Annotated in this window: 9 protein-coding genes; 7 read left to right on the top strand and 2 right to left on the bottom strand. The window is 69.3% G+C overall.

Annotation, left to right across the window (positions count from 1 at the left end):
• Window positions 1-278: 278 nt before the first annotated feature.
• On the bottom strand, window positions 279-1,268 hold the full coding sequence (locus ACLBWP_RS06070; RefSeq protein WP_447654487.1) for a LacI family DNA-binding transcriptional regulator: 990 nt from the start codon (window positions 1,266-1,268) through the stop codon (window positions 279-281).
• 153 nt (window positions 1,269-1,421) lie between these two features.
• Between ACLBWP_RS06070 and ACLBWP_RS06065 the strand changes: the two genes are divergently transcribed.
• From ACLBWP_RS06065 to ACLBWP_RS06050, 4 genes are all read left to right on the top strand, one after another.
• Window positions 1,422-3,407: a glycoside hydrolase family 127 protein gene (locus ACLBWP_RS06065; RefSeq protein WP_447654486.1), complete on the top strand. Its 1,986-nt coding sequence runs from the start codon at window positions 1,422-1,424 to the stop codon at window positions 3,405-3,407.
• 8 nt (window positions 3,408-3,415) lie between these two features.
• Complete coding sequence (locus ACLBWP_RS06060) at window positions 3,416-4,723, top strand: ABC transporter substrate-binding protein (protein WP_243563043.1); 1,308 nt, start codon at window positions 3,416-3,418, stop codon at window positions 4,721-4,723.
• 82 nt (window positions 4,724-4,805) lie between these two features.
• Window positions 4,806-5,747 (top strand): carbohydrate ABC transporter permease, encoded by a 942-nt coding sequence (locus ACLBWP_RS06055; protein WP_243563042.1) that lies wholly within the window; start codon window positions 4,806-4,808, stop codon window positions 5,745-5,747.
• 4 nt (window positions 5,748-5,751) lie between these two features.
• Complete coding sequence (locus ACLBWP_RS06050) at window positions 5,752-6,702, top strand: carbohydrate ABC transporter permease (protein WP_243563041.1); 951 nt, start codon at window positions 5,752-5,754, stop codon at window positions 6,700-6,702.
• 218 nt (window positions 6,703-6,920) lie between these two features.
• Here the strand turns inward: ACLBWP_RS06050 and ACLBWP_RS06045 are convergent, their stop codons facing one another.
• The gene (locus ACLBWP_RS06045; protein WP_243563040.1) at window positions 6,921-7,961 is read right to left on the bottom strand and encodes a LacI family DNA-binding transcriptional regulator; all 1,041 of its coding nucleotides are present in this window, start codon (window positions 7,959-7,961) and stop codon (window positions 6,921-6,923) included.
• 190 nt (window positions 7,962-8,151) lie between these two features.
• Here ACLBWP_RS06045 and chvE point away from each other — a divergent pair, with 190 nt between their 5' ends.
• From chvE to mmsB, 3 genes are all read left to right on the top strand, one after another.
• Window positions 8,152-9,279, top strand: coding sequence for a multiple monosaccharide ABC transporter substrate-binding protein (chvE, locus tag ACLBWP_RS06040; RefSeq protein ID WP_447654485.1), 1,128 nt, complete (start codon window positions 8,152-8,154; stop codon window positions 9,277-9,279).
• A 102-nt stretch (window positions 9,280-9,381) separates the two neighbouring features.
• On the top strand, window positions 9,382-10,935 hold the full coding sequence (gene mmsA / locus ACLBWP_RS06035) for a multiple monosaccharide ABC transporter ATP-binding protein (protein WP_447654484.1): 1,554 nt from the start codon (window positions 9,382-9,384) through the stop codon (window positions 10,933-10,935).
• Window positions 10,922-12,103 carry a multiple monosaccharide ABC transporter permease gene (mmsB, locus tag ACLBWP_RS06030; protein WP_243563037.1) on the top strand — a complete coding sequence of 394 codons (1,182 nt, stop codon included), beginning with the start codon at window positions 10,922-10,924 and terminating at the stop codon, window positions 12,101-12,103. Before mmsA ends, mmsB begins: the two co-directional genes overlap by 14 nt.
• The last annotated feature ends 58 nt before the right edge of the window (window positions 12,104-12,161 follow it).

The following is a 12,161-nucleotide window of genomic DNA, read 5'->3' as shown; positions in this document are numbered from 1 at the left end:
ACCACGCCGGAGGCCCGCTGAGGCCCGCTGAGGCCCGCCGGAGGCCCGCCGGAGGCCCCCGAGCGGTCACGACACCCCGCTCGCCGGACGCCGACCGGTCACACATCGTCGATCCGGCGCTCCTGAACCGACGTTCTCCGACCACTCGACGGACACGAGCGGGGTGTTGCGACCACTCGAGAAGGGGGCGAGGGGCGCCGGGACGGGCGAGGTCGGCGCGGGGCGGGAGCGGGACGGGGCGACCTCGGGGACCACGAGACGGCGCAGGCCCGCCCGCGTCAGGCGCCGAGCGTGCTCTCGCGCAGCACGAGCGACGGGGTCACGACGGCGGACCGGGCGGTGGAGCCCTCGATCAGGTCGAGCAGGGCCTGCCCGGCGACCCGACCGAGCTCCTCGAGCCGCAGGTCGACCGTCGTCAGTGGCGGCCGGCTCGACAGCGCCATCACGTCCCAGTCGTCGAACCCGGTCACGGCGACGTCCTGTGGGACGGACCGTCCGAGCTCCCGCAGCCGGTCGCACACGCCGCGCGCGATCTGGTCCGACCCGCACACGATCCCGTCCACCCGCACCCCGCCGCGCACCAGCACGTCGACCGCCTGCCGACCCCACCGCTCCGACCACTCGCCGTACAGCGGGGGCGCGACGAGCGATGACCCGAGCGTCCGGGACGCCCCCTCGACGCGGCGGGACGCGGAGCTGTGCCGGGCCGGGCCGGTCACGATCGCCACGTCGCGCCGCCCGAGCGTCAGCAGGTGTGACGCCACCAGGCCCGCACCGTGGGTGTCGTCGAGCGTGACCGACACGTCGGCGGGGTCCGTCGAGGGCGTGAACGCGTAGACGACCGGGATCGACACGTCGATGGGTGGGCGGGCGTCGGCGGAGCGGCCGGTGACGATGATGCCGTCGACCCCGCGGGCCACCAACGATCGCAGGTAGTGGGTCTCGCGCACGTGGTCGTCACGGGTGTCGCACAGCAGCACGGCCATCTGCCCGGCGGACAGGACGTCCTCGGCGCCGAGCAGCACCGGGATCGAGAACCGGCCGAACGAGTCGGTGGTGATCATGCCCACCGTGTAGGTCCGGCCCGATGCCAGCGCGCGGGCCCGGGCGTCCCCGACGAACCCGAGTCGCTCGGCGGCGTCCTTCACCCGTTCCCGCGTGGCGTCGCGGAGTTGCCCGGTGCCGTTCAGCGCCTTCGACGCGGTGCCGATCGACACCCCGGCGAGCGCTGCCACGTCGGTGATCCGCACGGGTCGCTCAAGTGTCACGGCAACTCCTTTCCGGATCGGCGTCGCGATGACGATCATACGATCATCCGGGCGATTCACCCTTGCGCCCCGAAGGTGCCTGTCGTAGCGTTCCACCCAGAAAGCGTTTTCCGCGACAAGCGGACCGTGTCAACGACGACAGCAGGAGACGACATGAGCACCACCCTCGCGACCGAGCACCGTGCCCGCACCGCGACCCCGGTCCTGCCGACGGCGGACGCGCACCTGACGTTCCGACCGTTGCCTGCGGGCCACGCGCGGATCACCGGCGGCTTCTGGCACCTGCGTCAGCAGCGCAACGGCCGCGATGCCGTCCGCGACGGGTACCGCCAGCTCGAGACGGCGGGCAACTTCCGGAACCTGCGGATCGCCGCCGGCACCGAGCAGGGCGAGGTCGTCGGGCCGATCTTCATGGACTCCGACGTCTACAAGTGGCTCGAGGCGGTCGCCTGGGAGCTCGGGCGCGAACCCGCCGATGACCTGCGCGACCTGCAGCACGAGGTCACCGCGCTCATCGCCGCGGCGCAGGCGGACGACGGCTACATCGACTCCGTGCAGCAGGTCCGCTTCGACGGCGCGCGGTACACGGACCTCAAGTGGAGCCACGAGATGTACTGCGCCGGCCACCTCATGCAGGCGGCCGTGGCGCAGTCCCGGGCAACCGGTGAGACGGCCCTGCTCGACGTCGCGACGAAGAACGCCGACCACCTGGTGCGGACCTTCGGCGACGGCCCCGACCAGGTGCGCGACATCGACGGGCACCCCGTGGTCGAGATGGGCCTGGTCGAGCTGTACCGCGAGACCGGCACCCGCGCCTACCTCGACCTGGCGCACTGGTTCGTCGACGCCCGCGGACACGGCATCATCGAGCGCGCCGGCGGCGAACCGACCTACTTCTCCGACCGGGTACCGAGCCGCCAGGCCACGACGGTCGAGGGCCACGCGGTCCGTGCCGTGTACCTGGCCGCCGGCGCCGTCGACGTCGCGATCGAGACCGGTGACGCCGAGCTGCTGGCCGCGAGCGAGCGCCAGTTCGCCGACATGATGGCGACCAAGGCCTTCATCACGGGCGGCCTCGGCGCGCGCTGGGACTTCGAGGCGTTCGGTGACCCGTACGAGCTGCCGACCGACCGTGGCTACGCCGAGACCTGCGCGGCGATCGGTGGCGTGCAGTGGGCCTGGCGCCTGCTGCTGGCGACCGGCAAGCCCGAGTACGCCGACGCGGTCGAGCGGCTGCTGTACAACGCGTTCCTGCCCGGCGTCAGCCTGGCCGGCACCGAGTACTTCTACGTCAACCCGCTGCAGCACCGCGACCACGCACACGCCGACGAGAACCGCTCCCCCGCCCACGGACGCCGCGGCTGGTTCGACTGCGCGTGCTGCCCGCCCAACATCATGCGGACCTTCGCCAGCCTGGACGGCTACCTGGCGACGGCGACCGACGGCGGTCTCCAGCTGCACCAGTACGCCACCGCCGACCTGGGTCCGGTGTCCGTCGAGACGGGCTACCCCCACGACGGCACGGTGCGGATCACCGTGACGCAGGCGGGCCCGCTCGCGCTCGGCATCCGGGTGCCGGCGTGGTCCGACACGACGACGGTCACCGTCGACGGCACGACCGAGCACCCCACTGCGGGCACGCTGCACACCGTCGAGCGGGACTGGCAGGTCGGCGACACGGTCGAGGTCGTCTTCGACACCACCCCGCACCGCTACGTCGCCGACACCCGCATCGACGCGGCGCGCGGACAGGTCGCGATCGAACGCGGACCGCTCGTCTACGCGGTCGAACAACCCGACCAGGACGGCTTCACGGTCGACGACCTGACGATCGACCCCGGTGCCGTGATCACCGAGGCCCCCCGCGACGACCTGCTCGACGGCGTCGTGACCCTGCGGATCCCGGCACACGCACCGGCGGGACACCCCCAGGCAGCATGGCCGTACCGCCGTCTCGACACGGCGACCGGGCCGGGAGGCGCGGGTGCGGCCCGCACCGCGACCAGCGTCGACGACGTGAGCGGTGGCGGCGGGGCCGAGCCGCGCCTCCAGTCCGTCACGGCCGTCGCGATCCCGTACTACGCGTGGGCCAACCGCGGTGCCGTCCCGATGCGGGTCTGGCTCCCGCTGGACGCCTAGGCACCGCCGTGGACCGCAGAGTGTTCCTGGCCGGCGGCCTCGCCGGCGGAGCAGCACTGATGCTGGCGGGGTGCTCCGGCACCCTGCCCAAGGTGGACGCGCAGGTCGCCGGGTTCGGTGTCCGGGCCACCGGAACCGTGCACGTCTGGTGCCGCGCGGCCACCCAGGCCGGCCTGACCAGTGCCGTCGCGGGCTTCAACAAGAGCAACCCGAAGCTGCAGGTCGAGCTGACCCCGGTGCCGGACGGCCAGTACGTGACCAAGCTCGCGACGGCCATCCGCGGGGGCGAGCCGCCGGACGTCGTCGACCTCGACGACATCAACTCGCAGCTGTTCATCTTCCGCGAAGCGTTCGCCGACCTGACCGACGTGGTCAAGGGCCTGGACTACTTCGACGAGTTGTCGACGGGGCACCTGCGGCTGCTGGAGTACCGCGACCGGCTGTACGGGCTGCCCTACCTGGCCGACAACTCGCAGCTGTTCGTCAACACCGAGCTGTTCGAGCGGGCCGGGCTCGACGTCGAGGACGCCACGAAGGACCTCGACAGCCTGGCCGACGCGGCGAAGCGCATCCGGAAGACCGGCGACGACGTGTACGGGTGGACGATCGCGGGCAACTCGGCCGGGATCATCGGCTTCGTCACCCAGCCGCACGTGTGGGCCACCGGCGTCGACATGATGTCCGGCGAGGTGGGCAAGCAGCGCGCGAACATCACCGGGAACGACGCACTGACACAGATGCTCGAGTTCTACCGGAAGCTGTGGAAGGACGGCTCGCTCAGCCGAGCGACGTTCTCGGATGCCGGCACCACCTGGGGCGCCGACTTCCGTGCGGGGAAGGTCGGGATCATGCCGACGTCGTACGGCGCCGCGGTGCCGGCCGCGACGAAGGCGATGCGGGCGAAGATGCGCACGGTCCTCATCCCGAGCGCGGACGGTCGCCGGTCGTTCTTCGATGGCGGCGACAACATGTGCATCCCGAACGGTGCGGCGAACCCGTCCGGCGGGTGGGCCTTCATGCAGTACGCGAACTCGCTCCAGCAACAGCAGCTGCTGCCGGACGGCGGGTACTTCCCCACCAGGGCCGACGCCGCGACGCCGGCGTACCGCAAGCAGTTCCCGCTGGCGTCCGGACCGCTCGATGCGATCGACAAGGGGTACGCGCCGCGCACCCTGGCGTACAACCTGCTGGTCAACCAGCCGTCGTCGCCGTACTTCGCGATGTTCCGCGAAGCCGTGTTCGGCGACGGCGTGTCCGGCGCCATGCGCACCGCCGAGTCCGACTACCAGCGGATCCTCGACCAGGTCCAGGCCTGACCGAGCCCCGGTCCGGCCGTCGATCCGTCCCGGACCACCCCGTTCCACCCGGTTCCACCCGCTGCACAGAGAGGTGCACGTCATGTCGACCATCTCGGCGAAGCGCTCGGCCGTCGGCCGTCGACCCCTCGGTCGCGGCTCCGGCCCGTCCCGGAACTCCCTCACGCACCCGCCGCGCGCCGGTGCGCTGCTCGTCACCCCGGCGATCCTGTTCGTCGCCGTGTTCGTCCTGGTGCCGCTGCTGTTCGCGCTGTACATCTCGTTCACCAACTGGCCGCTGATCGGCCCGTACCGGTTCATCGGGCTGCAGAACTACGCGACGCTGTTCCAGGACCCGACCTTCGTGCACGCGATCGGGTACACGCTGCTGTACACGGCGATCGTGACCGTGCCGATCCTGGTGCTCGGGTACTTCCTGGCGATCCTGGTCCGAGCACGACGGCGCGGCTCGACCCTGCTGCGGACGGTCTTCTTCCTGCCGTACGTCGTCGGCCTGACCACCCTGAGCTTCATGCTCGTGCTCGAGGCGCAGCCCGGCTCGGGCGCCGTCAACATCGTGCTGAAGGCACTGCACATCACCGACGGCAGCACGGCGTGGCTGGTCAACGGCCCGCTCGCGACCGGGCTGATCTGCGTCCTGGTCGTCTGGGCGGTGTCCGGGCTGACGATGGTGCTGCTGATGTCCGCCATGCAGGGCATCCCCGACGAGGTCTACGAGTCCGCGCAGCTCGAGGGCGCGTCGTGGTGGCAGACCGAGCGCCTGATCACGCTGCCGATGATCCGCCAGACGATCGCGCTGAGCGTGATCATCTCGGTGATCGGCTCGCTGCTCGCGTTCAACCAGTTCTACATCCTGACGCAGGGCGGCCCCGGTACCGAGACCACGACGATCGTCAACGCCATCTACAACCGCGGGTTCGTGAACCTACAGCTCGGCGCCGCCACGGCCGAGTCGATCGCCCTCGTCGTGGTCATCGCGGCGGTCACCCTGTTCCAGTTCTGGGCACTCCGAGAGAAGGACTGACGCCATGAGCACCACCACCTCCCGTGCCGTCGCACCCGTGCCCGACGCCTCGACCCGCACGCTGACCACCGACCCCGGCCGACGCCGCCGCCACCACCAGGGCAGCGTGCAGCACCCCCGCGACACCGTCGTCAAGCGCACCCTGTACGCCATCGCCGGCATCGGAGCGGCGCTGGTGTTCGGCGTCCCGCTGGTCTGGGCGATCCTGCGGGCGTTCCAGCCCGAGGCCGTCATCACCGCGGCGCCGGACCCGGCGACGTTCTTCCGACTCGGGTGGCAGAACTTCGCGGCCGTGTTCGGGTCGTCGTCGCACCTGCTGACCGGCGTCCTGAACTCGCTGATCGTGTCGGTGTCGACGGCCGTCCTGACCGCGGTCCTGGCGACGATGGCCGGGTACGGGTTCGCCCGCTTCCGGTTCCGCGGCGCAGGGCTCGTGTTCGGGTTGGTCCTGCTCACGATGATGGTGCCGTTCCAGGCGATCCTGACGCCGCTGTACCTCGAGATGAACGCGTTGAAGCTGACGAACTCGCTGCTCGGGCTGGTGCTCTTCTACACGACGGTGAACCTGCCCTTCGGGGTGTTCGTGATGCGGAACGCGTTCGAGTCGGTGCCCACCGAACTCGAGGACTCCGCGTTCGTCGACGGTGCGTCGCGCTTCCGGGTCGTCGTGTCGGTGCTCCGCCCGCTGCTGCTGCCCGGTGCGGCCACCGCGGCGCTGTACGCGTTCCTGGCCTCGTGGACCGAGTTCCTCGGGGCGCTGACGTTCCTGACGAAGGACTCGCTGTACACGCTGCCGGTCGCGCTGCTCAACCTGCAGACGGGTGCCTACGGGCAGGTGTCTTACGGCAACCTGGTGGCGGGGTCGGTCGTGGCGATGATCCCGTGCATCGCGCTCTACATCGGGCTGCAGCGGTTCTACGTCGCGGGCCTGTCGTCCGGGGCGCTGAAGGGCTGACGCCGGGCGCGCACGGTGCGGGGTTCGCGGCACGGTGCGGCGCCGTGTTGATCTCGGACCGACCGAGCACCGTGCGAGCTTCGCCGCTGGTGCGAGGTTGGCCGCCCGGTGCCGCGGAACAAGCGCGCACCACGCGGTCAACCTCGCACCGCGCACCACGCGGTCAACCTCGCACCGCGCACCACGCGGTCAGCCTCGCGCCGCGCAGCAACCTCGCGCTACGCCGAGCGGCGCACCACGAGCTCGGGCTGCAGCAGGATCTCGTCGAGCGGCTCACCCTCGACCAGCGACCGGGCGGTGGCGAGCACCTGCTCGCCCATCGCCTTGAAGTCCTGCCGGACGGTGGTCAGTGGCGGGGTAAAGTGCGCCGCCTCGGGGATGTCGTCGAAACCGACCACGGCGATGTCGTCCGGCACGCGCAGCCCGTCGTCCGCGAAGGCGTGCAGCACCCCGAGCGCCATCTGGTCGTTCCCGCAGAACACCGCGTCGACCGCGGTGGTGTCGAGGGTCCGGGCGGCCGCGAACCCGCTCACCGGGGTCCAGTCGCCGTCGAGCACCACGGGCTCGAGTCCGGCGCCGGTCATCACCTCGAGGTAGGTCGCCCGGCGCACCTCGGCCTCTTGTGACACGGTCGGCCCCGCGATGTGCACGATGCGGCGGTACCCACGGTCGAACAGGTGCCGCATCGCCATCCGGGTGCCGGCGGCCTGGTCGATCGCGACGGCCGCCACCGTGGGCAGCCGTTCGGCGCGCCGGGCATCCCGCTGCACCGCGTTCGACACGACCACGGGCACGTCGACCGGCACGGTCAGCGACGCGAGCGAGTCGAGCACGCGGTTGTCGGCGGCGACGAGCACGACCGCGGCGACGTCCTGCGCCAGCAGCGTGGTGAGCGCGTTCGACAGGTCGTTCGGGCGCGGGTCCTCGGGCAGCGTCGACAGCAGCACGTGGTAGCCGGCGTGTCGGGCGGCGCGCTCGAACCCGATCGCGGTGCTGGAAGGTCCGTAGAGCGCATCCCCCGCTGTCACCAGTCCGAGGGCCTTGCTGCGACCGCCGGCGAGCGCCCGGGCAGCCGCGCGCGGCCGGTACCCGAGCTCGGCGACGGCGGTCGTGACACGCGAGCGGAAGTGGTCGCGGACGGTCGGGTCCCCGTTGATCACGCGGGAGACGGTCTGGTGCGACACCCCCGCACGTTCGGCGACGTCGAAGATCGTCGGAGCCTTCCGCCCCTTGCCGTTCGCGGCCGCCGTGGTCGTCATCGGGCAACCGTACCGCCCGGCGTGACCGGCGCGCCCTTGCAGATCGCTCATGTCCTGAGTTGACAGGGCGTGACACAAAGCCCAGTATGTGAGCGCTCACTCCGAGCGATCACATCTCCGACAACGGCACAGCAGCCGAGGTCACACAGCTCACGTCGATGTCGACGTGACGGGAACATGAGGTACTTCGATGATGAAGCGCAGGATCGTCGCGGGCGTCGCCGCCCTCGGCATCGCCATCGCACTCGCCGGTTGCTCCGCCGGCGGCCGTGGTGCCGCCGACACCGGCAGCTCCACCGACAACAAGGGCGCCCTGGTGGGCGTCGCCATGCCGACCAAGGTCTCCGAGCGCTGGATCAAGGACGGCAACGCCGTCAAGAGCGACCTCGAGAAGGCCGGCTACAAGGTCGACCTGGAGTACGGGGACAACAAGGTCCAGCAGCAGGCCCAGCAGGTCAGCAACATGATCACCAAGGGCGCGAAGGTCCTGATCATCGCGTCGATCGACGGTGGCGCGCTCTCCGACCAGCTCGACGCCGCCGCCAAGGCCGGCATCAAGGTGATCTCCTACGACCGCCTGCTGACGGGCAACAAGAACGTCGACTACTACGTGTCGTTCGACAACGAGAAGGTCGGCGTCGACCAGGCGAACAGCCTGCTGACGGGCCTGGGTGTCCTGGACGCCGACGGCAAGAAGACCGGCAAGAAGGGCCCCTTCAACATCGAGGTCTTCGCCGGCTCGCTCGACGACAACAACGCGAGCTTCTTCTTCAACGGCGCGATGGAGACCCTGAAGCCGTACATCGCCGACGGCACGCTGAAGATCCAGTCCGGCCAGGACCAGCTCTCGCAGGCCGCGACGCAGCAGTGGGACCCGGCGACCGCCAAGTCCCGCATGCAGAACCTGATCGCCAAGTCCTACTCGGGCGGCACCACGCTGAACGGCGTGCTCTCGCCCTACGACGGCATGTCGATCGGCATCATCTCGGCTCTGCAGGGCGCCGGCTACGGCACCAGTGACCGTCCCCTCCCGATCATCACGGGCCAGGACGCCGAGGCCGCCTCGGTCAAGTCGATCATCGCGGGTCAGCAGTACTCGACCATCTACAAGGACACGCGCAAGCTGGCCAAGCAGTCCGTCACCATGGCGGAGGACCTGCTCACCGGCAAGAAGCCCGAGGTCAACGACACCAAGAGCTACGACAACAAGGTCAAGGTCGTCCCGACCTACCTGTTCCAGCCGACGGTCGTCACGAAGGACAACTACAAGGAAGTCCTCATCGACTCGGGCTACTACACCGAAGCCGACCTGAAGTAGTCGCAACCCATCTCACGGACAGGAGGCGCGGCGCACGCTCGCACCGCGCCTCCTGTCCGTCTCCACCAGCGCGCCCAGCGCGCACGACGGAAAGGCGTCCACATGGCGGACACCATCCTCGAGATGCGGGACATCACGAAGACGTTCCCCGGCGTCAAGGCCCTGCAGGGGGTCTCGATCGCGGTCGAACGCGGACAGGTCCACGCGATCTGCGGCGAGAACGGCGCCGGCAAGTCGACGCTGATGAAGGTGCTGTCGGGCGTGTACCCGCACGGCTCCTTCGACGGCCAGATCCTGCTCGACGGCAAGCCCGTGTCGTTCTCCGACATCAACGACTCCGAGGCATCGGGCGTCGTGATCATCCACCAGGAGCTCGCGCTGAGCCCCTTCCTGTCGATCGCCGAGAACATCTTCCTCGGCAACGAGCAGTCCAAGGGCGGCTTCATCGACTGGAACAAGACGAACCTGACGGCCGCCGAGCTGCTCAAGCGCGTCGGGCTCAAGGACAACCCGGTCACCAAGATCGTGGACCTGGGTGTCGGCAAGCAGCAGCTGGTCGAGATCGCGAAGGCCCTGTCCAAGAAGGTCAAGCTGCTCATCCTCGACGAGCCGACCGCTGCCCTGAACGACGACGACTCGGCGCACCTGCTCGAGCTGATCCGCACGCTGCAGGCCGAGGGCATGACGGCGATCATCATCAGCCACAAGCTCAACGAGATCAAGGCGATCGCGGACAAGGTCACGATCATCCGCGACGGCAAGACCATCGAGACGCTCGACATGCACGCCGACGACGTGTCCGAGGACCGGATCATCCGCGGGATGGTCGGTCGTGACCTGTCGAACCGGTACCCCGAGCGTGAAGCCCCCGTCATCGGCGAGGAACTCCTGCGCATCGAGGACTGGACCGTGCACCACCAGCTCGACTCCTCGCGGGAGATCATCCACCAGGCGAACCTCAACGTCCGCGCCGGCGAGGTCGTCGGCATCGCGGGTCTGATGGGCGCCGGGCGCACCGAACTCGCGATGAGCGTGTTCGGGCAGTCCTACGGCACCGGCATCAGCGGCACCGTGTACAAGCGCGGCCAGCAGATCAAGACGCACACGGTCTCGCAGGCGATCGACAACGGCATCGCCTACGTCACCGAGGACCGCAAGCGCTACGGCCTGAACCTGATCGACGACATCAAGCGGAACGTCTCCGGGTCGGCGCTCGGCAAGCTCGCCAAGTGGGGCTTCGTCAACGCGTCCGAAGAGACCACCGTCGCGTCGCAGTTCCTCAAGAGCCTCAACATCAAGGCGCCGAACGTCGACGTCGTGACGGGGAAGCTCTCCGGCGGGAACCAGCAGAAGGTCGTGCTGTCCAAGTGGATGTACGCCGACCCCGACGTGCTGATCCTCGACGAGCCCACGCGCGGCATCGACGTCGGCGCGAAGTACGAGATCTACACGATCATCAACCAGCTCGCAGACCAGGGGAAGGGCGTCATCGTCATCTCCTCCGAGCTCCCCGAGCTCCTCGGCATCTGCGACCGCATCTACACCCTGTCCGAGGGCACCATCACCGCTGACGTGCCCCGCTCCGAGGCCACGCCCGAGGTCCTCATGCAGTACATGACCCAGGAACGGGAGACCCCTGTCAATGAACGCGCTTAAGTCCGCCGTCGGCTACCTCACCGGACAGCTCCGACAGATCGGCCTGTTCATCGCGCTGATCGTCATCGTCATCTTCTTCCAGGTGACGACGAACGGCATCACGCTCGCCCCGATCAACGTCTCGAACCTGATCGTCCAGAACAGCTACATCCTGATCCTGGCGATCGGCATGGTGATGGTCATCATCGCCGGCCACATCGACCTGTCGGTCGGTTCGGTCGTCGCCTTCACGGGCGCCATGGCCGGTGTGATGATCACGCAGTGGCACATCCCGTGGCCCATCGCCGTCGTGCTCTGCCTGGTGGTCGGTGCACTGGTCGGTGCCTGGCAGGGCTTCTGGATCGCCTACTTCGGGATCCCGGCCTTCATCGTCACCCTGGCGGGCATGCTCGCGTTCCGTGGTGCGGCGCAGATCGTCCTGCAGAACCAGCAGATCTCGCCCTTCCCGACCGGGTTCCGCTCGCTGGGCTCCGGCTTCCTGCCGTCGTTCGGCACCAGCGGGTACGAGCCGCTCACGATGATCCTGGGCTTCGCGGCCGCAGCGGTCATGGTGATCACGGCCTTCCGCGGTCGTGCGACGCGTCGCAAGTACCAGCTCGAGAGCGAGCCGTTCGCCTGGTTCATCGTGAAGACGGCGTTCGGCGCGGTGCTCGTGATCTACGTGGCGCTGCTGCTCGCCAGCTACAACGGCACCCCGATCGTGCTCGTCGTCCTGGGTGCCCTGGTGGTCATCTACTCGGTCGTCATGCGCAGCGCGGTGTTCGGTCGGCACATCTACGCGATCGGCGGCAACGCCCTGGCCGCGCAGCTGTCCGGTGTGAAGACCAAGCGCGTCACGTTCCTGCTCTTCGTGAACATGGGCGTCATCTCGGCACTGGCGGGTGTGGTCTTCACGGGCCAGCTCAACCTGGCGGCACCGGGTGCCGGCAACGGCTTCGAGCTCGACGCCATCGCCGCCGTGTTCATCGGTGGCGCGGCCGTCACGGGGGGCATCGGCACCGTGCCGGGCGCCATCGTCGGTGGTCTCATCATCGGTCTGCTGAACAACGGCATGTCGATCCTCGGTGTCGGCACCGAGTACCAGTCGCTCATCAAGGGCCTGGTGCTGCTCGCCGCCGTCGCGTTCGACGTGTTCAACAAGCGCCGGGCGGCGTCCGCGCGCAAGTAGCGGTCAGCGCGTCTCCTGCGCGTCTTCCGCGCGAAAGCGACAGTTCGCCACCGGACAT

The sequence above is a fragment of the Microbacterium sp. M1A1_1b genome, from assembly GCF_053345565.1.
The sequence above is the reverse complement of the archived record's forward strand: the minus strand, read 5'-3'. Positions and strand labels throughout refer to the sequence as shown.

Bases quoted from the DNA above. Each gene is read 5' to 3' on its own strand.
- ACLBWP_RS06065 (WP_447654486.1), top strand. From the start codon at position 1,422: ATGAGCACCACCCTCGCGACCGAGCACCGTGCCCGCACCGCGACCCCG.
- ACLBWP_RS06050 (WP_243563041.1), top strand. From the start codon at position 5,752: ATGAGCACCACCACCTCCCGTGCCGTCGCACCCGTGCCCGACGCCTCG.
- mmsB (WP_243563037.1), top strand. From the start codon at position 10,922: ATGAACGCGCTTAAGTCCGCCGTCGGCTACCTCACCGGACAGCTCCGA.
- chvE (WP_447654485.1), top strand. From the start codon at position 8,152: ATGATGAAGCGCAGGATCGTCGCGGGCGTCGCCGCCCTCGGCATCGCC.
- mmsA (WP_447654484.1), top strand. From the start codon at position 9,382: ATGGCGGACACCATCCTCGAGATGCGGGACATCACGAAGACGTTCCCC.
- ACLBWP_RS06055 (WP_243563042.1), top strand. From the start codon at position 4,806: ATGTCGACCATCTCGGCGAAGCGCTCGGCCGTCGGCCGTCGACCCCTC.
- ACLBWP_RS06045 (WP_243563040.1), bottom strand. From the start codon at position 7,961: ATGACGACCACGGCGGCCGCGAACGGCAAGGGGCGGAAGGCTCCGACG.